Origin of the sequence: Acinetobacter rathckeae (assembly GCF_015627125.1) — a bacterium.
In the GTDB taxonomy this organism is placed as follows: Bacteria; Pseudomonadota; Gammaproteobacteria; order Pseudomonadales; family Moraxellaceae; genus Acinetobacter; species Acinetobacter rathckeae.
The window spans coordinates 255,888-280,979 of the sequence record NZ_VTDO01000004.1 but is presented as its reverse complement, the minus strand read 5'-3'; the positions used below and the strand labels follow the sequence as shown (position 1 = coordinate 280,979).

Here is a 25,092-nt window from a genome sequence, read left to right as displayed (position 1 = left end):
TATGATCTAAAGTCAATCGTTAGATTATTTTTGGAGTGTAACGTGAAACCTGTTCGTTTGGCCATTCTTGGCCTAGGCACTGTCGGTGCTGGTGTACTGCAACTATTACAAGAAAATGCAAAAGAAATTAAACGCCGTACAGGTCGAGAAATTCAGATTACCCATGTTGGTACCCGTCGCCCACGCCCAGACCTTAACCTTGAAGGCATTAAACAAAGTGCAGATCTACTCGACATCGTCCGTCAGCCCGATGTCGATGTTGTCATTGAACTGATTGGTGGCCTCTCTCCTGCCAAAGAAATTTTTATTGAAGCCATTAAACACGGCAAGCAAGTCGTCACTGCAAATAAAGCGCTCCTTGCAGAGCATGGTAACGAGCTGTTTACTGCAGCGGACCAAAACACCGTGCAAATTGCCTATGAAGCAGCAGTTGCAGGTGGCATTCCAATTATTAAAGTCATGCGAGAAGGCCTTGCAGCTAACCGTATTGAATGGTTAGCAGGCATTATTAACGGTACAGGCAACTTTATTTTAACCGAGATGCGTGACAAGGCTCGCCCATTTCCAGAAGTACTGAAAGAAGCTCAAGAGCTTGGTTATGCAGAAGCTGACCCAACCTTTGATGTTGAAGGCATTGATGCTGCTCACAAACTCACCCTATTGGCATCTATCGCTTTTGGTATTCCACTACAATTTGACAAAGTCTATACCGAAGGCATCAGTAAAATCACTGCACAAGATGTGCAATATGCCGAAGAGCTTGGCTTTTGCATTAAACACTTAGGGATTGCTCGCCGTTCGCCAAAAGGCATTGAACTACGTGTCCACCCAACACTTATTCCGAAAGAACAACCACTTGCAAATGTAAATGGTGTACAAAATGCAGTGTCTGTAAAAGCCAGTGCCGTTGGTCAAACCATGTACTCAGGTCCAGGAGCAGGCGGTGGCCCAACAGCTTCTGCTGTGGTTGCAGATATTATTGATATTGTACGTGATATCTCTTATACCGAAGATGGTTCAGGGACAATCCCTCAGCTGGCGTTTGAGTCACTTGAAGACATCAATATTTTAACACGTGAAGAATTCACAACAGGTTACTACTTACGTGTTAATGTTGACGATCACACAGGCGTACTGGCTGACATTACCACCATCTTAAGCCGTTGTGGTATTAGTATTGATGCTATCTTGCAACAGCCTCGCTTAAAAGACCGTGTACCGATTGTGATTATGACTGATCCAATTACTGAATCTCAGATGGATGAAGCGATCACAAAAATTCAAGCATTGCCTGCAACACATGGCGAAATCGTAAGAATTCGTTTAGAATCGCTTGATAGCTAATCAATTTTCCTCGGTGAGGATCAAACCCTCACCTGCTTTAACAAATTTTGGAACATCATCATGTCGAATGCCAATCGTTATACTGGTCTTGTAGATCGCTATCGTGATCGTTTACCTGTATCTCAAACCACACGTGCAATCTCTTTGGGCGAAGGTAACACGCCACTGATTAAGCTTGAAAACATTCCACGTATTATTGGTAAAGATGTTGAAATTTATGTCAAATATGAAGGCCTAAACCCAACAGGTTCATTTAAAGACCGTGGTATGACCATGGCTGTCACAAAAGCGGTTGAAGAAGGTTCTAAAGCCATTATTTGTGCATCTACAGGTAATACATCGGCAGCTGCCGCCGCTTATGCTGCTCGTGCTGGCATCAAAGCATTTGTACTGATTCCTGAAGGCAAAATTGCCATGGGTAAAATGGCACAAGCCATGATGTACGGTGCAATTACCATGCAAATTCGTGGTAACTTCGATGATGGTATGCGTTTGGTTAAAGAAATTGCCAGCGAAGCACCAGTAACGATTGTAAACTCAATTAACCCATACCGTTTACAAGGGCAAAAAACCATTGCTTATGAAGTGGTTGAAGCACTCGGTCGTGCACCAGATTACCACTGCCTACCTGTAGGTAATGCGGGTAATATTACTGCACACTGGATGGGTTACACAGAAGCCGTGGCAAACCAACCTGCTGGCGAGTTTGAGCAAGTAGTTTATGATGCTGAAACTGACCAATTTACAGGGCCAAAACCTGAAGGTTTACCGCAAATGGTGGGTTACCAAGCGTCTGGTGCTGCACCTTTTTTACGTGGTGCACCAATTGCCTCGCCTGAAACTGTCGCTACAGCCATTCGTATTGGTAATCCACAAAGCTGGAACCATGCTAAAGCGGTAGTACGAGACTCAAATGGTTGGTTTGACGAACTTCAAGACAGCGAAATTTTAGAAGCACAGCGTATGCTTTCAATGTATGAAGGTGTGTTTGTAGAGCCTGCTTCTGCAGCATCTATTGGTGGTGCAATCCGTGACATTAAAGCAGGTAAAATTGCTGAAGGTTCAGTGATTGTATGTACCGTAACAGGTAACGGTCTAAAAGACCCAGACACTGCCATTAAACAATGTGCAGATGCAGTAATGCTGACAATTGATGCCACCATGAACGATGTTAAAACATCTATCTTGGCCAATATGTAAAAGACTTAATAAAAAAACCCTGTGCTATCACAGGGTTTTTTTATGCTTACTTCAATGATATTAAGCATCTTTTGGTAAAGCACTCAGCCAGTTTAATAAATCAGTGGCATCTGCATTACGTGCTTCAGTAGATGGTTCACCCATTAATACCACAACCGCAGGGCGAGAGTTCACCGTAGTGTGCATAACAACGCAACGGCCTGCTTCATTGATATAACCTGTTTTTGACAAGTTAATATTCCAACCACCATTACGTACCAACGCATTGGTATTACTGGCATTTAAAACACGATAACCTAAATCAAAGTCATAATGTGCCGTTGATGAAAACTGACGAATCACACCATATTTATACGCTTCAGCCACTAAAATGGCCAAGTCACGAGCCGAAGAGACATTACGAGCATCTAGACCTGTAGATTCAAAATAATGCGTAGAACTCATACCGAGTTGCTGTGCTTTTAAATTCATTGCACTAATAAAAGCAGGCTTCCCACCTGGGTAAGTACGAGCCAATGCCGCTGCCGCTGGGTTTTCAGACTTCATCAGTGCCATCAGTAAAACTTCTGCACGATTCATTTGGTCGCCCACACGAAGCTTAGTACTCGCCTGTTTGGGCCCAACAAAGTCAATTGGGTCTAAAGTAATTTGCTCAGACATATTTAAATGTGCATCTGCAATCACTACAGCAGTCATCAATTTAGTAATCGAAGCCATTGGGCGTGCTGTACTGCTATTTTTACTAAACAGCACCTCACCTGTCTGAGCATCCATCACCAAAGCTGAACCTGCCTTGACCATTGGCCCTGCATTGTTAAAAAACCGCGTGTCAGAAACAGGGGCACTATTGCTTGTCGTGCTTGGTCTATGCGTAATAGAAACAACGGTGCTGCCCTCAGGCGTATCCTCTTCGCTGGTATCATCAGACAATAGATTTTTAGCATCATCATCAGACCAACTGATATGTGCTTTAGGTACACTGATAGGCGTACTATTTATCTGGAGCTCAGCAAAACTTGTGCTAGATAGCCCCATAAAAAGCGACATACCTAAAAAGCATATCGAGATTTTCTTCAAAATTTTCAAAATATTACACTCGACTCAAAGGACGCTGAGAGACATTTGCTTATAATCACCAATTGACTTACATTGGCATATAGAAGAACATTGCAAACTCATGGTTTCGCATAAATACGAGACCTGTTTGTGTCTTAAGTTAACATTGCTAACTTTACGGTAAAATTGCAAGTTTAATTTGCTTTATGTAACAAAAAAGTTAGCCCACGAGGTAAAATGTGATTTCAGTTTTAGTCGTAGATGACCACGAATTGGTACGTACTGGTATTTGTCGAATGTTAGCAGACCAAGTTGGTATTCATGTAATTGCAGAAGCTGAGTCTGGCGAAGATGCACTGGCATTGACAAAACAACATCACCCAAACATTGTTCTACTCGATGTAAATATGCCGGGCATTGGTGGGATTGAGACCACACGTCGTATTGTACAAAGTGCACCTGAAACACGCGTAATTGCTGTGAGTGGTCTGTCTGAAGAACCTTACCCATCACTGATTTTAAAAGCAGGTGCAAAAGGTTATATCACCAAAGGTGCACCCATTGATGAAATGATTCGTGCCATTAAAAAAGTCATGCAAGGTGGTAAATATTTTAGTGCAGATATTGCCGAGCAATTGGCCAGCTCATATTTATCTGATCAACAACAATCACCATTTGACCAATTGTCTGAACGAGAAATGCAAGTGGCCATGATGGTTGTAAATTGCCACAGTGCTCAAGAAATTGCAGATAAGCTTTTTGTCAGTGTAAAAACTGTCAACACCTATCGTTACCGTATTTTTGAAAAGCTCAATATTGACAGTGATGTGAAATTAACCCATTTAGCACTACGCTATAACCTCATTCAGGTGTAAAACTTTTTCAAGGCCTATATTTTCGCTAAAAAATGACATCGTGCTTGGATTTAATCACAGAACCAAATCATCTATTTTGTTAATCATATGGTGGTAGACAAAGCGTTTATATCGTATAGAGTCTGCTTTTGATAGCCAACTTGTAACTGCTGATTTTGGGACACTCGGGTGGATAAATATCTACCTGGCCCGAACAGTATTTAAAATAAATTTCTTAAATATACTTCTTCACGATATAAAATCTTTACGGCGTCTACTTCTAAAAATGCACAGTAAAAAAAGCTGAGCTAACGTGAAAGTACTTACGATGAAGTGAATTATTGTAAAAGCAGCGCTTCTGATACTGTATCTAAATACGTCGCATCTTTTTCATCACTTACAGGCGTGATGACTTGATTAGGGATAATTCCTTTACCATCAATCATACTGCCATTTGGGGTAATGTAATGCGACACAGTCATTTGCACGGCAGCACCATTCGGCAATGGAAATAACTTTTGCACTACGCCTTTACCATAACTTTTTTCACCCATGACCCATGCACGGCTGTGGTCTTTTAAGGCAGCAGTAAACACTTCAGCCGCAGAGGCAGATCGCTGATTAATTAAAATGCCTATTTTTAAATCATTAAATTCTTTATTTGGCAAAGCCTGAAAAGTCTGACTTCCTTCAGAGCGACTCACCGTTTTTACAATCATGCCATTGGTTAAAAACAGATCTGCTGTTTCGACCGCTGAAGACAATAAGCCACCAGGGTTATTTCTTAAATCAATAAGTACAGTTTTTACATGTTTACGCGCGTAACGATCTAGAGTATTTTTAATTTCACTGGCTGTTTCTTGTTGAAAGACAGGTACTTTAATGACTAAGACTTGGTTTTTTAATAAAGTACTACTCACTTCTGCTTCAATTTTGCGATTTCTAATAATAATTGTTATGGGTGATGTTGGCGTAGTCTGCACATTAATGGCTGTACCAATTGCACCATAAACCAAATTTTTGACTTGCTCGACTGTTAAATCTTTCAACTCAACGCCATCTATTTTATAAATAGACTGGCCATTATGTAAGCCAAGCTTTGCTGAATCTGAAGTATCTTTTAAACCACGAATAAACCACTGTTGTTTTGATTTGTCTAAAATGAGTTCAAAATCAATCGATGCCAAATCACCATCGGTATACTGTAATAATTTTTTATAATCTTCTGGCGACAAATAACGTGAGTAACGATCTAAACCACCCACCAAACCTTTAATGGCTTGGTCAAACAGTTGGTCATCTGCTTTTTCATCAACATAATTGTCTTTAATTAAGGCATAGATTTGCACAAAGCTTTGAATAGACTCTATCGGAATCTCTTGGCTACTTGCAGTATTTTTATCAAAATCTGAAGGTGCTGCCGAAAACTGTGTATCGGCAGCAGATGCAACATTGCCCACACAACTTATTAAACCCAACCACAGGATCAGTATTTTGTGTGGTGCAATCATGTACATTCCTTTTAAGGGGTTAGTGTCACTAAGTTACGACCTTTCATTTCTTCAGGTTGTGGTAACTTCATAAGTGCTAAAAGCGTTGGAGCAACGTCGGCTAGAATACCGCCATCTGCAATAGTCGCTTGCGTTGGACCAACATAGATAAACGGTACTGGCTCAGTGGTATGTTGCGTATGCACTTGACCACTTTCGTAGTCTTGCATTTGCTCTACGTTACCATGATCAGCTGTCACTAACATATGGCCTTTTTTCGCCATCACAACATCGTAAATACGACCTACACAGGTATCTACTGTTTCCACAGCTTTCACTGCAGCATCAAATACGCCTGTATGACCAACCATGTCGCCATTGGCAAAGTTTAAAATAATCAAATCAAACGCTTCAGACTCAAGTGCTTCAATGACTTTGTCTGTTACTTCATACGCACTCATTTCAGGCTGTAAGTCATAAGTCGCAACATTTGGCGATTTCACCAAAATACGTTGTTCACCTGGATACTCGTCTTCACGGCCACCACTGAAAAAGAAAGTCACATGAGCATATTTTTCAGTTTCCGCAATACGCAACTGTGTTTTACCCAAACTAGATACATACTCACCTAAGCTGTTGTGTAGCTCTGTAGGCATATAAGCAACGGGAGCTTTAATGGAAGCTTGGTAACGAGTCAGCATCACAAACTCAGACAATTTTGGCTGTACTTTACGCTCAAAACCTGTGAAGTCTGTTTCTACAAACGCACGGGTTAACTCACGTGCACGGTCTGCACGGAAGTTCATAAAAATGACAACATCGCCATCTTGTACAGGGGCTTTATCGCCAATACGCGTCGCTTTCACGAACTCATCGGTTTCACCGGCTTCATAGGCTTGAGCTAAAGCATCTTGTGCAGAAGTTGCGGTACGTAAACCTTCGCCTTCTGTAATCACACGGTAAGCTTGTTCTACACGATCCCAACGGTTGTCACGATCCATTGCGAAGTAACGACCAACCATTGTGGCAATACGCCCTTGGTTTGGATATTTAGCAAATACAGCATCTAGCTTTTCTAATGAGGGTTGTGCACTTTTGGGTGGCGTGTCACGACCATCTGTAAATGCATGCAAATAGACTTTTGCACCGCGCTTAAGTGCAAGCTCAGACATGGCAGCAATATGGTCTTCATGTGCGTGTACACCACCTGCTGAAAGCAGACCAAGAATATGTACTGCCCCTTGAGTTGCTTTGGCTTTTTCTACTGCATCTACAAGTACTGGATTTTTTTCAAACTCGCCTGTGCGAATATCTTTAGTAATACGGGTAAAGTCCTGATATAAAATACGCCCCGCACCAAGGTTCATATGCCCAACTTCTGAGTTACCCATTTGGCCTTCAGGTAATCCTACGTCTTCACCTGAACCAGAGATCAAACTATGTGGGTGGTTCTTTTTCATTTGGGCTAGATTTGGCGTTTTTGCTGCAAGCACAGCATTATCAGCAGCTATTTCTCTATGACCTATACCATCCATTATGACCAAGATATGCGGAATCTTGCCAACCTTAGCGTCCGTCATTATATATTCTCTTTGTTGTCTACTTGAAATATCTATATTACCTAATTTCTAACCAATAGACTATGTTACCAAGGTGGTAGGCTACAAAGATTTACAACCCAAATACGCATTATTTCGCGCGGTGTAATAAGTAACCACCAATCAGTAAAATCAGTGCAACAGGGCCAAAAACAAACCATACAGGTGACGGTGTATAGACCAAACTGGCATAGCCTAAAAAGTCTTGTAAATAGTAAAAACCTAAACCAACAAATAAAGCAATCACCAATCTAAAACCCATTGATTGTTGGCGAAGTGGGCCAAAAATAAATGAGCATGCGACAACAACCAAAGCAATTAAGGAAAATGGCATAGCTACTTTTTTCCAAAATGCCAATTGATACGTTTTAGGCACTTGGCTGTATTCAGATAGATAACCAATAAATGAAACCAACTGACTTGGCGATAAGTCTTCAGGGTCGATGGTCACCATATGTACATATTTCGGCTGTAGTGCCAACTCAAAATCTTGTTGTTTTAAATGTTGCAATACGGCGTTGCCCGTTTGCTGAATTGTTACTTCATCGCTGTCACCCAATAACCAATGACCATCTTTTTCGAACTGGCCTGTTTGTGCATTGGTCAGCGTATTTAAACGGTATTCATCATCAAAGTTCAGTACTTGTACACCCTTTAAAGCTCCTTGTGCATTAGCATAGTCTATATAAATAAAGCGTTGACCTTCACGTGTCCAATAACCCTTCACTTCACCGAGTGAAGCCACTGTTTGATATTTTTTTAAGTTGTCTGCTTTTTCACTACTATAGGGAATCACCCACTCACTAAGTGCAAAAGATAAAATCACCAGAAGCATGGCTGATCGAACAACCCAGCCAACAATACGCCATAGGCTCACGCCAACCGAACGCATGACCACTAACTCACTGTTCGATGCCAATGTGCCTAGCCCCACTACTGCACCAATAAGGGCAGAAATAGGTAAAATCTGATATAAATAATGTGGTGTATTCCATCCAACAAACCGCAACGCTTGAATGGCATTATAACCATGCTTTAACTGACTCAATTCAGCTAAATAAGTAAATAAGACTTGTAGCATGGTTAAAACAGCGGTTGCCCCCAACATGGCAAGTGCTGTGGTTTTTGTCACATGCTTAGCAATAAGACGACGTGCAAACATTGATAAACCTCACTTGCTCAATTTAGATTTAATTTTAGGGGCTAGGTTTGGCGACTTCATAAACACCAATGTGACTACGCCGTACAATAAAATCACTGCAGGATATACCCACATTTGTAGTTCACCACGGGTCATACGTGTTTTGACGGCCATGAGTGCCACAATCAAACTGGCAAAAATTAAAATACCCGGTAGTAAGCGGTAGTAACGCCCTTGTCTTGGATTCACCTCAGATAAAATGGTGGCAAGCATCAGTGCAATCACAATCACAAAAGGGCCAAAAACACGCCAGCCCAGCTCACTTTGCACCACAGTATCACTGCGTTTTTTCCAAAGTTTCGCCATACTCATCGACTCGACTTGGTCGCCAGACACCGCCGCTTCTCGGTCATTTTCAATCCGTAAACGATAGTTCTTAAACTCAGCTTGTGCATATTGTGCTTGACCTGGCCGTACCTCATAACGGCGACCATCTATCAAATCTACGACATTGGCAGTGTTATCGGGAATGTCTACACGCTTGGCTTCACGGGCTAAAATAACAACATCAGGCTTATTTTCAGCTTGGGCTCGTTGGTAAAACAACACATCTTTTAAGTTCTTTCGGTCTTCAGATAAATCACTGGCATAAATGGTGTATGGACCAGAAGAAACAAACTCTTTCGGACGCACCAAATCAAACCCTGTACGAATGGCCTGCGCACTGGTGAGCTGTTGAAATTGACGTAACCCCCAAGGAGAAATCCAACCCATAAGTGCCACTTGTAAGGCCAATAGGCATGCTGTCATAGGTATGAGTAACCCTGCTAAACGGTTGCGACTAATACCGCTACCATTAAACACCGCCATTTCATTGTCGGTATACAAACGCCCAAACACCAGCATTAAAGCAATAAAAAAGCCCAATGGAATAATCAGTGTAAGAAACTCGGGTAAGCGATAGCCAATAATACTAAAGAGCACCCCACTGTCTAAACGCCCTTGTGCGGCAACACCAAAATATTTAATGAGTCGTGCACCCATCATAATGAGTGTGAGCAATGCCACCACAACAACTGTGGTTGCCACAACCTGTTTCACCAGATAACGCCGAATAATCAAAAGTATTTTCCATGATCGAAAAACAAATATCCGCCTAGTTTAACTGAATACACAGAATAAAAAAGCATATGGCACAGTCTTTAATCGTCAGTTTGTTACTCATCTAATCACGATGGCATACACCATATGATAAAAAAGGAATATCACGAGTCAAACGCAATCCGCCATGATGGGTATAAATGTTAAAAATCATGACTTTTTTTGTTATTTTTTGTGTAAAATACAATCAATATTTGAGATAATTTATTGACCTATGGCACACAATGCTCCTTGTCGTCACAAGAAAATACATATCAAACATCTTTCTTGGCTCATGCCCTTATTTCTCTCTGGAATCATGAGTGGCATTCTTTCATGCGTTAACCTTGCCTTACAGCATCGAGCAGACCAATTCAGCTCATTTATCTCTCTGTGGTTTTCAGCATGGGGTATCTCTTGGCTCGTCGCCTACCCATGTATTTTAATTTTTCTGCCGCTTGTACGGCGTTTTTTAACCTTTTTTATGTATACCTCACAGGACTGATTCAATACACATTCAATCAGTCCTAGTCATAGATACTCACGTGATCTCAACGAATAAACTGAGCTTAAGCCATACGTTGGATCAAATTTTCTGTCGTAGTGACTTCTGCAAACTCATAAGCCATCGCAGATAATGATATTCTTTGTACCTCTGCAGCACTCACTGCACCAAAGCCCATATCAGGATAAGCCATTGCAGCATTCGCATCACTCACTGCAATCATTTTATACTCGCGATGCACACCATCACGAATCGTCGTTTCACAGCACACATTGGTCACTGTTCCACAAACAATTAATGTATCTATATCTTTCATGCGTAAGATGGCATCTAAGTCTGTATTATGAAATCCACTATAAAATAATTTATCGACAATAATATCGCCAACTTGAGGAGATAACTCATCAATAATTTCAACGGCAGGATCCGTTCTTGCCAAAATCTCATCTACATTTGGATATAAATCTTTCATGCGTCCTGTATCACTACCATCGCCACGGACAACATGACGTAAATAAATAACAGGCATATTTTTACTTCGCATCAAAGCAGTTAAAGATTGAATATGACCGATAATCTGTGCTGTATCTGGAACATATAATGCTTGCCCCTTCTCACAAAATACTTTTTGCATATCTACAATAATCAGGGCCGTTCGCTGTGGATTAATATCCCATGTGACTTTTTTTGTCATCCGATATGCTCTCCTGTATGTTGTGCTGTTGCTTGCACTTTTTCACGAATCCAGATATTAATCACCACGTGTAAAACCATAAGCAAAATCACTCCCAACATCATGGGCTGAGCAATCAAACCCTTCACCTCTGCAGGTAATACATCCAACACACTTTGTGGTAAATACATACTGCCTAAAGAAAGAATAAATGCAGGTGCTGCAACGGCAAGATTCAATTCATCCCAATGCACTTTAGCCAGCATTTGAATACCACTAATCGCAATAATTCCAAACAAGATAGACGATGCTGCTGAAAGCACAGGTTCGGGCAAACTGGCAAAAAAGAGGCCAACTTGAGGCAATAGCCCCAACATCAATGCTAACCCGCCTGCAGTTAATGTCACATAACGGCTAGCTACTCTAGATACTCGAATAATCCCTACATTTTCAGGATACGATGTTGTACCTAATCCACCAGCAGCAGCCCCAACTGCACAGCCCAAAAACTCTGTAAATAAACCACGATTAATTCGTTGAGTAGTTAAGGTCTGCTTACCCCAACCTGCCACTAAACCATACATTCCCATCGCTTCTGCAGAGGCCTGTAAAAAAGCCAGCATCATCAGTAATACAACAGGAAATGACACCCCAAATCCAAATGCAAAAAAATCTGGAAAATTAAAAACCTTCACCTGACTAAAGTTGGGTAAATGCCATGAAGTTAATGCATAAAAAGTCAATACACCAACAACAATGCCCCATAACAAAGCACCTCGCTTAATCAGATGGTTTTTAAACAGCACCATGCACGCAATAATCGTCATAACTGTTACTAAAGAGGCGATTAAACTGGTTGTGAGTGTTCCACCACTACGTGTACTAAACCACCCCATCGGACCAATACTGGCCAATTGTGCGCCAATAATAACCAACAATGTACCAAATACAATTGGAGGAGAAATAAAGTGACTCAGCTTACCCATTATGCCAAACGACTTAAATGGTAAAGAAAGGCAAGCAAAAATTAAGGCCGCCACCATCATTGAACCAAATGTTGTTCCAAGCCCTACAGAATGTGCTGACGCCAATACCGCAACCATAAATGCTGCTGTTGGCCCTTGTACAATCGGCAACCGTAATAACCGACTCGACTGTAAAAGTGTCACAATCCCTGTGGTAAAAAAGCAGGCCTGTACCATCATACCGGTCTGTTCAGGCGTTAAATTTAAAGATGCACCAATAATCACAGGAAAAATCCAAATTCCTGTTAAAGCAAGAAGATGTTGTACTGCAAATAAAATGGTCTGATTCCATGGGAGTTTGTCTTCAATACCCACAGACAAAATGTCATTACTTTGGGTCATAAGTCTATCCAAGAAGATATGTTGTACATTTTTAAAGCAATAGTTATGCCACGTACAAAAAAACTACAGATAATCAACAGAAAAATGACATTTTCAGATTTTTTTATTTTCAAATAAACCCATTAAAACCTATTTTCTCATCATTGCTTAAGCTAAACTTAAGTGAAATAAGCCATATATTATGACTCGCTCATGTTAATATCATTGGCCTCAGGTTTTAGTACAATATTGCCATTTTTCCAATCGTCATCACCTCCTCAACTTAGGCGTGTACATATGTAAAATGGCATCTTAAATTGCCAGCGATATTAATCAAACCATCGATAAACTAAAGGTCGTTCAGTACATATGAAACTTTTCTTGTCCCCTCAACTTAACAATAGCCCTGCCCTTTTTTCTCTCGTTGATTGTACACAGCTTGCTCAAGCATCTCAAAAAACAGGCATCGAACAGCTAGACACCCTTACACAGCATGCAAAATTTACGGCTAACTTCAATGAAGTGTTACCAACACTTGGTCAAAGCACCTATTCAGTTGCCACAACTTTAATTGGTTTAGGTGATGCAAGTACCCTCAATACTCGTCAACTCAGCACACTGGCTCAACAGGTGATTCAACTTGCACAAAAAAAGTTTGATGTAATTGAGGTTGATCTGTCTGCTTTACCTGAACAATTTCACTACATTTTTGCCTTAAACCTGACTCAAGCCAACTACCACTTTGATGAGTTTAAATCAAAAAAACACGAACAAGTCTTAACTGAAATTCATCTTGTTGGTACAACGCTCACAACAGCTCAAGTTGAACTTCTCAATGCATTAGAGTCAGGTCAAAACTTTGCACGTGATCTTGGCAACAAACCAGGTAATGTTTGCTTTCCAGCATACTTAGCAGAGCTTGCTCATTCACTCGCTGCAGAATTCCCTGACCTATTGAAAGTCACTGTGCTTGACGAACAAAAAATGGCAGACCTTGGTATGGGTGCATTTTTAGCAGTCAGCCAAGGTTCTGAGCGTGCAGGCCAACTCATTACACTTGAATACAATGCCGAGCGTGAAGAAGCACCAATTGTTTTAGTCGGTAAAGGTGTGACTTTTGATACAGGCGGTATTTCGTTAAAACCTGGTGCAGGCATGGACGAAATGAAGTTTGATATGTGCGGTGCTGCCTCTGTATTTGGTACGATCCGTGCACTTTGCGAAGCACGTCTACCAATTCACGTGGTTGGTGCAATTGCTGCTGCTGAAAACATGCCTTCAGGCAATGCGACTCGCCCAGGTGATATTGTTACTACCATGAGCGGTCAAACGGTTGAAATTTTAAATACAGACGCAGAAGGTCGTTTAGTGCTATGTGACACGCTGACCTATGTAAAACGCTTTAACCCTGAAGTAGTGATTGATATTGCAACACTTACAGGGGCGTGTGTGGTTGCTCTAGGTAAAATTTTAAGTGGTGTGTTCTCTCCAAACGATGCACTGGTGAGCGAAATAAATGCAGCGGGCGAACAAACGTTTGACCGTGTATGGCGTATGCCAGTCATTGATGACTACCAAGATGGCCTAGACTCACCATTTGCAGACATGGGCAACATTACTGGCCCTGTAGGTGCAGGTGCAACAACAGCGGCATGCTTCTTACAACGCTTTACCCGTGATTACACATGGGCACACTTAGATGTTGCAGGTACAGCGTGGACGTCAGGTGCAAATAAAGGGGCAACAGGTCGTCCTGTACCACTGCTTACACAGTTTATTGCAAACCGTGTCAAAGCGTAATCATGCAAGTTCGTTTTTATCTATTTGAAACGAGTACCGAACCGCAGGCACACAGTGCCTGCCGTTTGGCACGTAAAATTGTTAAAAACCATTCGAAATTATGGTGGTACTGTCCAAACCCCGAACAACAGCAACAACTGGATGACTTATTATGGTCATTTGACCCCACCAGTTTTATTACTCACGGTATTGAATGTCAACGTGGCCAAGTCTGCATTTCTGCACAACTACCTACGAGCCATGAATGGATTGTGTTTAATTTTTCAGACCAACCCATCAGTGCACCTGATCAAATCAGCGATATTATTGAAATCATAGAAAATAACGAAAATGCCAAAATCATTGGACGAGATAAGTTTAAATACTACCGACAATTCAATATCAGCCCCAAAACATTTAAACTATAAATACATTGTTGCTTAAAGCGGGAGTAAATCACATGACTTTAAACGTTGGAGAAAATTTTACAACACGCTGGCTCAATACCCCAGATGCTGTACGTGCAACCTATATTGCAGACCTTGAGCGTATTTGTCAGTTACTACAGCCCAATAGTCAACTTGATGAGTGGCAACAACACAATGAGCAAGCACAACAACAGTCTCAACAATGTATTGATGCGACCTATGCCGAATTAAAAGCACAGCGTTTGGAAAAAGCCAAACAACAAGAACAACTTAGAAGAGAGCAAAACTTAGCACAACAACGCCAACAAGAAAAAGAGCAACAACTGGCACTCACCGAACATGAGCATGAACAGCAACAACAGCGTATGCAAAGCTTACAGCAACTTAAGACTGAACTCTTACAACAGTCAACTTTCGAAGCAAGCCGAGGTATTAGCACCATTAAAACAAGCAATAAAAAAGAGCAACAAGCACTTGAAAGTATGAATATATTGTTAGAGCTTGAGGCCGAAGAGTTAGCCAATAAACTCAAGCAAGTGGTGAATGAGTTTACTCAAAACTTGCATCAAGCCACTCAAGAAGAAATTAAACTCTCATTGGCACAAATGGCAGAGGCCACACATGCCAAAAACAAATAGTTTACTATCTTAAAAAGCCATTATTGGCTAAAAATTCCATACTAATATTAGAGCTTGGGGTACTGTCCGCTGCACGGTCACCCAACAATAAGCGTTCAATATAACGTGCCAAAATATCAACTTCTAAATTGACTTTTGCACCCACGACCCAAGATGAAATATTGGTACGTTCAGCAGTATGCGGAATCAAATTTAAACTTAAAACACAGCCATTTAAATGATTAATGGTTAAACTAATACCATCCACTGTAATTGAGCCTTTTTCAGCTAAGTATTTTGCAATCTCTTTAGGTGCGGTCACTTCAAAATATAACGAACGTGCATCAATACGTGTAGCAGTAATCTCACCCACAACGTCTACATGCCCACTCACAATATGGCCACCAAAACGGGTGGTTGGAAGCATGGCTTTTTCTACATTCACCACTTGCCCCATTTGCCAATGTGCCAATGTGGTTCGGTTTAAGCTTTCAACAGATACATCTGCGGCATACCAGTCTGTGCCCCAAGCCACTACCGTTAAGCAAATGCCATTGGTTGCAATAGAATCACCTAATTGTACGTCTGATAAATCTAAGTCAGTCTGAATGGTAATGCGTACATCACCTGCAATATTTTGTAGGCTTTTAACTCGGCCAACTTGCTCAACAATACCTGTAAACATATATTTTCCTTCAACATTACCACAATGCAAGTTGTGAGCTGACCCCTGAGGTATCTACGCCACCCAGTTCAGCATAATGATATAACTGTGCCAACAGTTGGCGTAATGGAGGCCCTGACTTGGCTTTTGTGTCTGTAATTACAATAAACTCAAGTACACGTGCCCGTTCAGATTGACGCTGTTTACTCACCCGATAACGTGGCACGTCTTGAGTGAGCAGTGTTACTTTACCACGCGCCAAATTGGCTTTGAGTAAGTCTGTGGCTGAAATATTGCCATCAGTTGAATAACTGGTCAAAATAAAGCGAGCATTTACTGTTTCTAGCAATTTCTCATAGGCTTCTTTGGCGTATTTAGATGAATTATAAAGACTCGGCCGCTCTTTACGCCATGCACGGTCAATCCCACTTTTAAAACCCTTGGTATCTGGTGATGGTAAGTCAACTTGATCCCATAACGTGAGTGAGTTCAACACATGATAGTTACTGCTATACGCATGCTGATTATACGGTGGATCTAAATAGGCCACATCCACTTCAAAGTCACGCATTTGATTGGCAAGATGCTGGGCATCAACACACCACATTTCTGCCATCGGCTGCTTCAAATCACCTTTATCACAAAAGCGACTTGGCGTAAGCCACAATAAAGACTCAATACGCTCTAAAGCCGTTTGCGTTTTTCCACCCCACCCATGATGGAAGCTTTTAAATACACCACTGGTATTACTCACAAAACTGGCTGAATACAACAGTGGTGCTAAAAGTGCACTCATTTCTACATCATCAATGGCACCTTCAGACTGCCAAATGGCAATTTGCTGACGAATTGCATCAATCCGCATGCCATTTCTACGCTTAAAAAACAAACGGTCTTTGGCAGGATCATACTCTTCATCATTACGTGGGCAAAGGTTATGCGTCACCCAGCCCTTAGCTAAAGGCAACCGATTTAAATAGTCGATGGCTTTTTGATACCCACCCAATTGTTTAAATTCAGGTGCTTCTGTACTGGCTAAAACAGCATGATTCAGTGCATGGCTATAAGGTTCCCAATCGTTGGCAATCACACGATAACCATTTTGACGTGCCAAGCGAGAGACCACACCACTGCCTGCAAAAAAGTCGGCAAAGATGGGCGCACGTTTCTTTTTATAATCAGTATTGAGTGTGCCCGTCATTTCAAGGGCTTCTAAAATTAAATGTAATAAACGGCGTTTATTGCCTAAATAAGGGACAAGCTGATGAAACAAATATTCATCTGTGGTGCGGGCTGCATGTTTACGTTTATGGTAAACAGTTTGTTGTTGCTCTACGTTCATACGCCCCCTGTAACAGGTGTCATGGTCAGGCGTACATCTTGCCCAATTTTTGTTATATCGTTGAGTTTAAACCGCTTTTGCAATACCAACGCATCGAGCTGTGCATTAAACATTGGACGTGCCGTTTGCCCAAGTAAGGTTGGGGCAATGTAATGAATGAATTCATCAACTAAACCCTGCTCTAAACATGCGGTGGCCAGTGTTGCCCCTGCTTCTACTAAAACATCATAGATTTGATATTGTTTAGCTAATAACTGAAATAAACAACTTAAAGGTTGTGGCTCAATTTGTATAACACCCAGTGCCTCAAGTTCGCTACGAAAAGGCGTCATCACAATGGTTTGTTCAGGGTGTTGTAAGATTTTGGCATTTAATGGCAAACGCCCTTGTCGATCTAATACCACTCTTTTCGGCTGTGTAATGCTAGTTATATCGACACCTGTCAGTTCACGTACATTTAACTGACAGTCGTCAGCTAAAACCGTATCTATGCCTGTTACAACCGCCCCAGAAATTGCACGTAAATGCTGTACATCTTGGCGAGCTTCAACACCCGTAATCCACTTTGATTCACCCGATGCCATGGCCGTTCGACCATCTAGGCTAGAGGCAATTTTTAAACGTACATACGGTGAGCCTATGGCCATGGCTTTTAAAAAACCCAGATTTAACTTTTTCGCTTCTGCATCACACAGACCGTGACGTACAGATATACCCGCCTGTTTGAGTATATCTATACCCTTACCTGCCACCAGTGGATTTGGGTCTAAATTTGCAATCACTACATTTTTCACACCTGCTTTCACCAAAGCCAATGCACAGGGTGGCGTTTTTCCAAAATGTGCACACGGTTCTAAAGTTACATAAGCTGTTGCACCTTTTGCCTGCTCACCAGCATCAGCCAATGCAAACACTTCCGCATGCGGTTGACCTGCTTTTGGGTGAAAACCTCTACCTACAATCTTGCCATCTTTAACAAGCACACACCCTACATTTGGGTTAGGTTTGGTGGCATAAGGTGATTGACCTGCAAGAGTAATCGCCTCTAACATATATTGTTGTTCTTGTACCGAAAAATGCTCACTCATGTGTTGCCTGTCTTTTGTATTTGTTGCATTTGTGCAATATGTTTACGGAAGGCTTCAACGTCTTGGAAATCTTGATAGACCGATGCAAAACGCACATACGCCACATGGTCTAGTACAAACAAAGCCTGCATCACAATCTCACCAATTTTTAATGAGGTGACATCTCGCTCGCCCAATCTACGAATTTTTTGTTGAATGTCATTCACCACTGCTTCGATTTTTTCTTGTGTGACAGGGCGTTTTTGTAAAGCATGCATCAAAGATTTTCGCAGCTTCATTTCATCAAAAGGTTCATTTTTTTTATTTGATTTAATCACACGAGGCATGACCACTTCATAGGTTTCAAACGTGGTAAATCGCTCACCACAGCCTGCACACTCTCTACGGCGCCTAATTTGACTCCCTTCAGCGGCAAGGCGTGAGTCAATGACTTTACTATCTGGAACATTACAAAATGGACAATACATTATGATTTTTTCTGTCAATCAGCTTTGTTTCATCTAGTGTATCAAAAAACTTAGAGATACTAAATGTTGTGTTTAAAATAAAAATAGCCCCTATATAGGAGCTATTTTTAGTGGTTAAACCTCTTACTCGACACGTTCACCGTGTTGGCTAAGGTCTAAGCCCATACGTTCATCATCTGTGCTTACACGTAAGCCCATCATGACATCAATCACTTTTAAGATCACAAATGTACATACAGCACTATAAGCGATGGTTGCAAGTACGCCTTCAACTTGTACCCAAAGCTGATGCATTAGGTCTGTTGGTGCTTTATCACCCATAATAAATGAGCTTGCAAATACGCCTGTTAGAATTGCACCCGCAATACCACCGACTGCATGTAAACCAAATGCATCGAGTGAATCATCTGCTTTTAATGCACGTTTAAGTGCAGTTGTACCCCAGAAACATACAACACCACCAATCAGACCCATCACGAGAGAACCACCTACAGTGACAAAACCTGCAGCAGGTGTAATCACAACCAGACCTGCAACCGCACCAGAAGCAATACCTAAAATAGAAGCTTTGCCTCTTACAAATTTTTCAATTAAACCCCATGAAATGGCAGCTGCTGCTGCTGCAACTTGTGTCGTTACCAACGCATAGCCTGCAGCACCATTCGCACCTAGAGCAGAACCACCATTAAAGCCGAACCAGCCAACCCAAAGTAAACTTGCACCAATTACAGTTAGTGTAAGATTATGCGGTGCCATTGATTCTTTGCCTAAACCAACACGTTTACCCAATACATATGCAGCCACTAAACCTGCTACACCTGAGTTAATGTGAACAACTGTACCACCTGCAAAATCAAGTGCACCATCTGCACCTAACCAGCCACCACCCCATACCCAGTGGGTAATTGGTGCGTAAACCACAACAACCCAAATCGCAATAAAGGCCACAAATGAACCAAACTTCATACGTTCTGCAACCGAACCACTAATAATTGCAACAGTAATAATCGCAAATGTCATTTGGAAAATAACAAATAGAATTTCAGGAATGGTGCCTTGTAATGCATCTAACGTAATGCCTGAAAGCATGGTTTTACTTAGACCACCAATAAAGGCATTGCCCGTATCAAATGCAAGCGTATAGCCAATGACAACCCATACAATACTCACGACTGCAGTTGCAATTAAGCTATGTGCCATGGTTGCAAGGACGTTTTTCTTACGCACCATACCACTGTAAAATAATGCAAGCCCAGGAATTGTCATCATCAGCACCAGTGCTGTTGAAATGAGTACCCAAGCAGTATCACCTGTGTCAAGTTTTGGTGTTGCAGGTGTAGCTGGCGTTGCTGCAGGTGCAACTGTTGCAGTTGTTGTCGCAGGTGCAGTCGCTGTGCTTGTGCTGACCGATGTAGATGTTTGAGCAACAGAGCTGGCGTCTTCCGCCCATGCTACACTACCACCGAACAATGCACTGGCTAAACCTAGTGCCATTATTATCTTTTTCATGACTCCCCCAAGCTGTATGTTTTGCAAGTTACTCAGCTGTTAGCAATGTTTATGCCAAGCTATACAGCATCTGGCCCTGTTTCACCCGTACGAATACGAATGACCTGTTCAAGACTAGTGACGAAAATTTTACCATCACCGATTTTACCAGTACTTGCAACACGCGTGATTGACTCGATAACGCTGTCTAACATCTCGCTACTAATTGCAATTTCAATTTTAACCTTAGGAAGAAAATCAACCACATACTCTGCACCACGGTACAGTTCAGTATGCCCTTTTTGACGACCAAAGCCTTTGACTTCTGTAACGGTAATCCCTTGAACCCCAATTTCCGAAAGGGCTTCACGGACATCGTCTAACTTAAATGGTTTTACAATGGCAGTTACGAGCTTCATATTTTATTTCCTTCGCCTGATTGCTTAGTTATTACATGGTTTTATGTTCAAATTTCGTGCCAATAATACCTTATAATCTTTTTAGTTTTGCTTAAATGTCATGCTTTAATATTGAAATTATTCACTTTATATTAATATAATTTAATCAGTCTGTGTAAGTATCTCTTCACCGTTTGCTTATTTCTGATCTTTTTTAATGCAATAACAAATGATCTACCCATCGAGACTCCGCTCCAATAAATTACTTTTTCTTAAAGTAAGATATGGTATATAAAATTGTTCAATGTTTTTTCAGTGTTCATGCTATTGATAGCACAATAATAGTGCATATATTTCGCACCAAAACTTAACATTTCAATTTAATGCGTCACAAAAAGGCACTGAAGTGGAATAAAAATGTCATTTTCTAAAATATATACTCGTAGTATTTGTGGATTATCTGCACCATGTATTGAAGTTGAAGTCCATATTAGTCAGGGTCTTCCCTCTCTCACCATTGTTGGGTTACCTGAAACTGCAGTACGTGAAAGTAAAGACCGCGTACGCTCTGCAATTATTAATAGTGGTTTCACCTTTCCAAGCAAACGAATGACCATTAATTTAGCTCCTGCTGACTTACCCAAAGAAGGTACTCGTTTAGACTTACCCATTGCGATTGGCATTTTAATGGCTTCTGGGCAAATTCCATCCTTACATGCCAATGATTATGAGTTTGTTGGAGAATTAGCCCTCGATGGACGTTTACGCTCTGTTCGTAGCATACTGACCATTGCTATGGCATGTGAACAAGATCAACGTGCTTTAATTTTACCTATAGAAAACCAGCAACATATTCAACAACTCAGCCGCTTAAAATGGTTCACAGCCCTAACATTAAATGCTGTTTGCGATCACTTTTTAAAGCTAAAGCCACTTACACAAGGGCAAGCAGACACTACACTACAACATTACAAACGTACATCAGACCTTGCCGATGTAAAAGGGCAATGTGCAGCAAAAAGAGCGCTTGAAATTGCAGCAGCTGGCGGTCATTCTTTACTTTTTAGAGGGCCACCTGGCACAGGAAAAACCCTTTTATCTTCTTGTTTGGCAGGAATTTTACCAAAACTAGAACATCAGCACATGCTAGAAGTGGCAAACATCTATTCAATTGCAGACCAAAAATATCTTTTAGGCACACGCCCATTCAGGTCACCGCATCATACCTGCTCGGCAGTCGCTTTGGTGGGTGGTGGCTGTCATTTCCAAAGAACTATGCGACATTACAAAGAACTGTGCGACAAAATTAAAAAAGTTAATAACACCTAAAAGAAGAGTAAATTGCTTCAAAATAGTCAAATCTATTCCTAACTTTTAAAAAACTTCAGCCATATCTTTTGTATTTGTATTTTTCATTAAATTTATTTTCTACTACGATTCCTCTATTACATGTTCTTGGGAAAGTTTGTTCAGATGCTGAACCATGAAGAAATACTGCCCATGTAAAGTGCGGGTAACTAAACTAGTTATTGGCTTACGCATAGTTGGATCTATTAACTTACGCAATTCATTACTATCATAAGTGCGTGTCTTAAGTAGGCCATCTGGCAGAATATTATTACTATTTAAGTTCTTAACCAATAAGCCTACATTTTTTTCATCACCATATACAGAAAGGCTAATTCCGTAATCTTCTCGTGCAGTCATTACAAACACACCAGATATATGTTTATATTCGTCCGATTGAAATCTATCTATTGATACAGGGCTGCCATTATCTTTAAATACATCAGTTCTTGTATTCCATTTAAGTTGATAAGGCTCAGTTGGGGATTCTGGAGGCTGCCAATAAGGCCTGTCTAAACCTAATAAAGCTTCTATAACAAGTGGTAAGCCACTTGACCCTTTTTGTACCTCTTCAGTTACCCCAACCATATAGACATCTAGTGGATAAAACAATGAGTCATTTACAACAATTACAACTGGCTCATCTTCAGGAATAATTTTATTCTCAATATAACCTTTTATAATATTAGCCTTAGTTTCTATAACCCCTGTCATTTTCAGCAATGCTAAAGAATTCTCTCGACAATTAGCTTCATGTTTTGGAAATAACCGTCCTTGCACATCTTCCAAGATTTGAACCATTTCATAATTTGGATTCGGAGTAACAACTTCAAACCAAACTGTTTTCCCGTTTTTTGTAGCTTTGAAATCAGGTCCGAAATCTTTACTACTCAATTCAAATCCATCTCTTAAAAGACGGTCAGCAACAATTAATTCACCCAATCTTTGATGATATTGTTGTTATAATAAAATAGCCGTGTCGAATTGGGTATCATTAAGTTCATAACCATAAAAGCGTTCTGTTAATGCTTCAAGATTTTTAAGTGCTAATTCAATTAACTCTTCACAGCCAAGATAACGCCCAAGTAAAATTTTCTTCCACTTTTCCAACAGAATATCTAGAATCTTACATTTCGCATCTTCAGTCATTATCTCGCCTCAAATAATCAAAATTAACTTACCAAAAAAACCCAATCGCCCTTAAACCTGATTTTTATAAGAATAAATCACTTTAACATCCCCAAAAATGATCAAAGATTTAATAAAGTAGCCTTTTCTAAATACTCAAAAGTTAAGCTACCTCTCACAAGAACACTGATCATTTTCTATCTTTGCCATAATATTCTCATGCTCAAATTTTGATATAAGATTTCAAGTAAATTTAAAAAATTCAAATAAAATGTAAAATCAAAAACACTATATATTGTGCCTGAATAAAAAACCACTACTACATAAAGCAAGATTAGATAAAAACGAAACATTTTAGGAATAATTTGAAGAAAAATTTGCATATGCTTTTTTGTTCAGTTATCATTCGATTAACTTGATCTGTAAGTCAATGATCTTGGAGGTGAATATGACTCATTTCAATCCTGACATGCTTAGTATTGCACGAAACTTTCGTGGTCTTAGTCAAACTGAACTAATTGCTGTAATGGGACAGTCTATTACCCAGGCTTCATTATCTAAAATTGAAAGTGGGGACTTAAAACCCTCCGATGAAGTTATCCAAAATCTATCCAATGCCCTACATTTCCCTATACGATTTTTCGAACATATTGAAAAGCTAAATGCACTACCAATTAGTTTGCATGCATATAGAAAAAAAAGCTCTACCACAGCTAAAGCATTGAGCCGCATGAATGCTGAAATGATGTTAAAAATGGGCCATGTACAAACATTAGAATTGTTCACAAATGTGCCAAAAAGAAAAAATTCCTTACCAACTTTTAAAATTGGCCTAGATGTAAACACTCCTCAAGAAGCGGCTAAAAAGCTTAGATCATTGTGGGCGTTAGGAAATGAACCTCTTGAAACCCTAACTGCCACTGTGGAAGATGCAGGGGTTTTAGTCTTTTTATGCGACTTTAAAGATAACAATGTTGATGGCGTATCCTTAAAAATGCATGGCGTGTCTCCATGCGTATTTCTAAATGCAAACCAGCCAAATGATAGAATACGCTTCACATTAGCACATGAGCTTGGGCATTTGGTCCTCCATGAAGAACCATCTGAGTTCATGGAAAAAGAAGCAAATGATTTTGCTGCCGAATTCTTAATGCCAGAAGAAAAAATTATTGATCAATTAGGTTCAACCAATTTAGCTCATTATCTAAGACTTAAAAAGGAATGGAAAACCTCAATGGCGGCCTTAATCTATAGGGCGTCAGAGTTAGGAACTATAACTTCAAGTCAAAGTGCCAATTTATGGCGGCAAATGGCTATGCGTGGTTATCGTAAAGTTGAACCAAATGAATTGGATCGAGAAGCGACATATAGAGTAGCTTCAATGCTCTTTGACTACGCAATAGACGCAAAAAAAACATCAACATCTGTCATTAGTGAGTTATCTCAATTATTTGACTTATATGAAGATGACTTTAAAAAACTATATTATTTTGAACTTGATTCAATGGAGACTATCGAGATGGTTTCATAAATTAAAAAGCCGACTCTATTGGGTAGAGTCGGCTTGATAGATTTTCACACAGGAAAGGCATATGGCTCTAAGCCCTACGCATACCTCATGTTAGATCTGGCTGTCAGAACCCCATTCTAACATTTAGGCCCGTAAATCTCAAGATTTACCCGCTTATTTTGGTATGCGCCCTGAAAAACGAGCCGCCAAAATAGGAGGGCTAACAATGCCTACCGAAAATCAAGACTTCGTGTTTTGTAAATCTTATCGCCATAAATCTGGAAAAATTATTGTCCATCCAACTGGATATTTTAAATTTCCCAGAACTCGGCCATTGAAAGAAGAAAAGGGTGCTATCCGTAATAAAAAATCGGATGATCCTGATAACTCAAACTCAATATCGTAAACGAGGTTAAATAACCTACTGCTGTGCATCAAAGTTCACAGCAGTAGGTTACTTAATTTTTCTGATCGCACTTAATTTTATGC

25 protein-coding genes are annotated in these 25,092 nt (G+C 40.5%); 10 read left to right on the top strand and 15 right to left on the bottom strand.

Annotated elements, in window-relative coordinates; all coding sequences use genetic code 11:
* Positions 1 to 42: 42 nt before the first annotated feature.
* Together I2F31_RS08890 and thrC are read left to right on the top strand one after the other, a co-directional pair.
* Positions 43 to 1,344 (top strand): homoserine dehydrogenase, encoded by a 1,302-nt coding sequence (locus I2F31_RS08890; RefSeq protein WP_195768578.1) that lies wholly within the window; start codon positions 43 to 45, stop codon positions 1,342 to 1,344.
* 60 nt (positions 1,345 to 1,404) lie between these two features.
* Positions 1,405 to 2,544 (top strand): threonine synthase, encoded by a 1,140-nt coding sequence (gene thrC / locus I2F31_RS08885; protein ID WP_195768579.1) that lies wholly within the window; start codon positions 1,405 to 1,407, stop codon positions 2,542 to 2,544.
* Positions 2,545 to 2,604: 60 nt separating this feature from the next.
* On the opposite strand, the gene I2F31_RS08880 is transcribed toward thrC, so the two are convergent.
* Positions 2,605 to 3,630: a serine hydrolase gene (locus tag I2F31_RS08880; protein WP_407647872.1), complete on the bottom strand. Its 1,026-nt coding sequence runs from the start codon at positions 3,628 to 3,630 to the stop codon at positions 2,605 to 2,607.
* A gap of 209 nt (positions 3,631 to 3,839) precedes the next feature.
* Between I2F31_RS08880 and gacA the strand changes: the two genes are divergently transcribed.
* Entirely contained in the window at positions 3,840 to 4,475 is a 636-nt protein-coding gene (gacA, locus tag I2F31_RS08875; protein WP_195768581.1) for a response regulator transcription factor GacA, read from the top strand.
* A 317-nt stretch (positions 4,476 to 4,792) separates the two neighbouring features.
* Here gacA and I2F31_RS08870 read toward each other — a convergent pair whose 3' ends face one another.
* The 4 genes from I2F31_RS08870 to lptF form a co-directional block, all read right to left on the bottom strand.
* Positions 4,793 to 5,965, bottom strand: a complete 1,173-nt coding sequence (locus tag I2F31_RS08870) for a S41 family peptidase (protein ID WP_195768582.1) — start codon at positions 5,963 to 5,965, stop codon at positions 4,793 to 4,795.
* 11 nt (positions 5,966 to 5,976) lie between these two features.
* Positions 5,977 to 7,524, bottom strand: coding sequence for a 2,3-bisphosphoglycerate-independent phosphoglycerate mutase (gene gpmI, locus I2F31_RS08865; RefSeq protein ID WP_195768583.1), 1,548 nt, complete (start codon positions 7,522 to 7,524; stop codon positions 5,977 to 5,979).
* 109 nt (positions 7,525 to 7,633) lie between these two features.
* On the bottom strand, positions 7,634 to 8,704 hold the full coding sequence (gene lptG, locus I2F31_RS08860) for an LPS export ABC transporter permease LptG (RefSeq protein WP_195768584.1): 1,071 nt from the start codon (positions 8,702 to 8,704) through the stop codon (positions 7,634 to 7,636).
* Between the two features lie 9 nt (positions 8,705 to 8,713).
* Entirely contained in the window at positions 8,714 to 9,805 is a 1,092-nt protein-coding gene (gene lptF / locus I2F31_RS08855) for an LPS export ABC transporter permease LptF (RefSeq protein WP_195768585.1), read from the bottom strand.
* A 253-nt stretch (positions 9,806 to 10,058) separates the two neighbouring features.
* On the opposite strand from lptF, the gene I2F31_RS08850 reads away from it, so the two are divergent.
* Positions 10,059 to 10,328, top strand: coding sequence for a DUF2798 domain-containing protein (locus tag I2F31_RS08850; RefSeq protein WP_195768586.1), 270 nt, complete (start codon positions 10,059 to 10,061; stop codon positions 10,326 to 10,328).
* Positions 10,329 to 10,392: 64 nt separating this feature from the next.
* Here I2F31_RS08850 and I2F31_RS08845 read toward each other — a convergent pair whose 3' ends face one another.
* Together I2F31_RS08845 and I2F31_RS08840 are read right to left on the bottom strand one after the other, a co-directional pair.
* Positions 10,393 to 11,022 carry a cysteine hydrolase family protein gene (locus tag I2F31_RS08845; RefSeq protein ID WP_195768587.1) on the bottom strand — a complete coding sequence of 210 codons (630 nt, stop codon included), beginning with the start codon at positions 11,020 to 11,022 and terminating at the stop codon, positions 10,393 to 10,395.
* A complete protein-coding gene (locus tag I2F31_RS08840) occupies positions 11,019 to 12,368 on the bottom strand; it encodes a uracil-xanthine permease family protein (RefSeq protein ID WP_195768588.1) in 1,350 nt (449 codons plus the stop codon). The genes I2F31_RS08845 and I2F31_RS08840 overlap by 4 nt, the downstream gene beginning before the upstream one ends.
* A 348-nt stretch (positions 12,369 to 12,716) precedes the next feature.
* Here I2F31_RS08840 and I2F31_RS08835 point away from each other — a divergent pair, with 348 nt between their 5' ends.
* Genes I2F31_RS08835 through I2F31_RS08825 form a run of 3 tightly spaced genes read left to right on the top strand, consistent with a single transcriptional unit; the run spans position 12,717 to position 15,192 of the window.
* The gene (locus I2F31_RS08835) at positions 12,717 to 14,147 is read left to right on the top strand and encodes a leucyl aminopeptidase (protein ID WP_195768589.1); all 1,431 of its coding nucleotides are present in this window, start codon (positions 12,717 to 12,719) and stop codon (positions 14,145 to 14,147) included.
* 2 nt (positions 14,148 to 14,149) lie between these two features.
* Positions 14,150 to 14,554, top strand: a complete 405-nt coding sequence (locus I2F31_RS08830; RefSeq protein WP_213014844.1) for a DNA polymerase III subunit chi — start codon at positions 14,150 to 14,152, stop codon at positions 14,552 to 14,554.
* Positions 14,555 to 14,586: 32 nt separating this feature from the next.
* Positions 14,587 to 15,192 (top strand): hypothetical protein, encoded by a 606-nt coding sequence (locus tag I2F31_RS08825; RefSeq protein ID WP_195768590.1) that lies wholly within the window; start codon positions 14,587 to 14,589, stop codon positions 15,190 to 15,192.
* 4 nt (positions 15,193 to 15,196) lie between these two features.
* On the opposite strand, the gene I2F31_RS08820 is transcribed toward I2F31_RS08825, so the two are convergent.
* The 6 genes from I2F31_RS08820 to glnK all read right to left on the bottom strand — a co-directional run bounded on the left by I2F31_RS08820 (position 15,197) and on the right by glnK (position 20,639).
* Positions 15,197 to 15,856, bottom strand: a complete 660-nt coding sequence (locus I2F31_RS08820) for a riboflavin synthase (RefSeq protein WP_195768591.1) — start codon at positions 15,854 to 15,856, stop codon at positions 15,197 to 15,199.
* Positions 15,857 to 15,872: 16 nt separating this feature from the next.
* Positions 15,873 to 17,177, bottom strand: a complete 1,305-nt coding sequence (locus I2F31_RS08815) for a DNA adenine methylase (RefSeq protein WP_195768592.1) — start codon at positions 17,175 to 17,177, stop codon at positions 15,873 to 15,875.
* Positions 17,174 to 18,265 carry a bifunctional diaminohydroxyphosphoribosylaminopyrimidine deaminase/5-amino-6-(5-phosphoribosylamino)uracil reductase RibD gene (ribD, locus tag I2F31_RS08810; protein WP_195768593.1) on the bottom strand — a complete coding sequence of 364 codons (1,092 nt, stop codon included), beginning with the start codon at positions 18,263 to 18,265 and terminating at the stop codon, positions 17,174 to 17,176. The genes I2F31_RS08815 and ribD overlap by 4 nt, the downstream gene beginning before the upstream one ends.
* Entirely contained in the window at positions 18,262 to 18,732 is a 471-nt protein-coding gene (gene nrdR, locus I2F31_RS08805) for a transcriptional regulator NrdR (RefSeq protein WP_195768594.1), read from the bottom strand. The genes ribD and nrdR overlap by 4 nt, the downstream gene beginning before the upstream one ends.
* A gap of 123 nt (positions 18,733 to 18,855) precedes the next feature.
* Positions 18,856 to 20,241: an ammonium transporter gene (locus I2F31_RS08800; RefSeq protein WP_195768595.1), complete on the bottom strand. Its 1,386-nt coding sequence runs from the start codon at positions 20,239 to 20,241 to the stop codon at positions 18,856 to 18,858.
* A gap of 59 nt (positions 20,242 to 20,300) precedes the next feature.
* The gene (gene glnK, locus I2F31_RS08795; protein ID WP_195768596.1) at positions 20,301 to 20,639 is read right to left on the bottom strand and encodes a P-II family nitrogen regulator; all 339 of its coding nucleotides are present in this window, start codon (positions 20,637 to 20,639) and stop codon (positions 20,301 to 20,303) included.
* 396 nt (positions 20,640 to 21,035) lie between these two features.
* Between glnK and I2F31_RS08790 the strand changes: the two genes are divergently transcribed.
* Positions 21,036 to 21,947 (top strand): YifB family Mg chelatase-like AAA ATPase, encoded by a 912-nt coding sequence (locus I2F31_RS08790; protein ID WP_195768597.1) that lies wholly within the window; start codon positions 21,036 to 21,038, stop codon positions 21,945 to 21,947.
* A gap of 102 nt (positions 21,948 to 22,049) precedes the next feature.
* Here I2F31_RS08790 and I2F31_RS08785 read toward each other — a convergent pair whose 3' ends face one another.
* Positions 22,050 to 22,907, bottom strand: a complete 858-nt coding sequence (locus I2F31_RS08785; protein ID WP_195768598.1) for a hypothetical protein — start codon at positions 22,905 to 22,907, stop codon at positions 22,050 to 22,052.
* An 18-nt stretch (positions 22,908 to 22,925) separates the two neighbouring features.
* Entirely contained in the window at positions 22,926 to 23,114 is a 189-nt protein-coding gene (locus I2F31_RS08780) for a hypothetical protein (RefSeq protein WP_195773784.1), read from the bottom strand.
* A 427-nt stretch (positions 23,115 to 23,541) separates the two neighbouring features.
* On the opposite strand from I2F31_RS08780, the gene I2F31_RS08775 reads away from it, so the two are divergent.
* Both I2F31_RS08775 and I2F31_RS13255 read left to right on the top strand, forming a co-directional pair.
* The gene (locus I2F31_RS08775; RefSeq protein WP_195773782.1) at positions 23,542 to 24,624 is read left to right on the top strand and encodes a helix-turn-helix domain-containing protein; all 1,083 of its coding nucleotides are present in this window, start codon (positions 23,542 to 23,544) and stop codon (positions 24,622 to 24,624) included.
* Positions 24,625 to 24,829: 205 nt separating this feature from the next.
* Entirely contained in the window at positions 24,830 to 25,009 is a 180-nt protein-coding gene (locus tag I2F31_RS13255) for a hypothetical protein (protein WP_213014843.1), read from the top strand.
* The last annotated feature ends 83 nt before the right edge of the window (positions 25,010 to 25,092 follow it).

What these genes read in the sequence shown, in the direction of transcription:
- thrC (WP_195768579.1), top strand. Translation starts at nt 1,405, where the DNA reads ATGTCGAATGCCAATCGTTATACTGGTCTTGTAGATCGCTATCGTGAT.
- I2F31_RS08870 (WP_195768582.1), bottom strand. Translation starts at nt 5,965, where the DNA reads ATGATTGCACCACACAAAATACTGATCCTGTGGTTGGGTTTAATAAGT.
- gpmI (WP_195768583.1), bottom strand. Translation starts at nt 7,524, where the DNA reads ATGACGGACGCTAAGGTTGGCAAGATTCCGCATATCTTGGTCATAATG.
- lptG (WP_195768584.1), bottom strand. Translation starts at nt 8,704, where the DNA reads ATGTTTGCACGTCGTCTTATTGCTAAGCATGTGACAAAAACCACAGCA.
- I2F31_RS08850 (WP_195768586.1), top strand. Translation starts at nt 10,059, where the DNA reads ATGGCACACAATGCTCCTTGTCGTCACAAGAAAATACATATCAAACAT.
- I2F31_RS08845 (WP_195768587.1), bottom strand. Translation starts at nt 11,022, where the DNA reads ATGACAAAAAAAGTCACATGGGATATTAATCCACAGCGAACGGCCCTG.
- I2F31_RS08840 (WP_195768588.1), bottom strand. Translation starts at nt 12,368, where the DNA reads ATGACCCAAAGTAATGACATTTTGTCTGTGGGTATTGAAGACAAACTC.
- I2F31_RS08835 (WP_195768589.1), top strand. Translation starts at nt 12,717, where the DNA reads ATGAAACTTTTCTTGTCCCCTCAACTTAACAATAGCCCTGCCCTTTTT.
- I2F31_RS08830 (WP_213014844.1), top strand. Translation starts at nt 14,150, where the DNA reads ATGCAAGTTCGTTTTTATCTATTTGAAACGAGTACCGAACCGCAGGCA.
- I2F31_RS08825 (WP_195768590.1), top strand. Translation starts at nt 14,587, where the DNA reads ATGACTTTAAACGTTGGAGAAAATTTTACAACACGCTGGCTCAATACC.
- I2F31_RS08820 (WP_195768591.1), bottom strand. Translation starts at nt 15,856, where the DNA reads ATGTTTACAGGTATTGTTGAGCAAGTTGGCCGAGTTAAAAGCCTACAA.
- I2F31_RS08815 (WP_195768592.1), bottom strand. Translation starts at nt 17,177, where the DNA reads ATGAACGTAGAGCAACAACAAACTGTTTACCATAAACGTAAACATGCA.
- ribD (WP_195768593.1), bottom strand. Translation starts at nt 18,265, where the DNA reads ATGAGTGAGCATTTTTCGGTACAAGAACAACAATATATGTTAGAGGCG.
- nrdR (WP_195768594.1), bottom strand. Translation starts at nt 18,732, where the DNA reads ATGTATTGTCCATTTTGTAATGTTCCAGATAGTAAAGTCATTGACTCA.
- I2F31_RS08800 (WP_195768595.1), bottom strand. Translation starts at nt 20,241, where the DNA reads ATGAAAAAGATAATAATGGCACTAGGTTTAGCCAGTGCATTGTTCGGT.
- glnK (WP_195768596.1), bottom strand. Translation starts at nt 20,639, where the DNA reads ATGAAGCTCGTAACTGCCATTGTAAAACCATTTAAGTTAGACGATGTC.
- I2F31_RS08790 (WP_195768597.1), top strand. Translation starts at nt 21,036, where the DNA reads ATGTCATTTTCTAAAATATATACTCGTAGTATTTGTGGATTATCTGCA.
- I2F31_RS08780 (WP_195773784.1), bottom strand. Translation starts at nt 23,114, where the DNA reads ATGACTGAAGATGCGAAATGTAAGATTCTAGATATTCTGTTGGAAAAG.
- I2F31_RS08775 (WP_195773782.1), top strand. Translation starts at nt 23,542, where the DNA reads ATGACTCATTTCAATCCTGACATGCTTAGTATTGCACGAAACTTTCGT.
- I2F31_RS13255 (WP_213014843.1), top strand. Translation starts at nt 24,830, where the DNA reads ATGCCTACCGAAAATCAAGACTTCGTGTTTTGTAAATCTTATCGCCAT.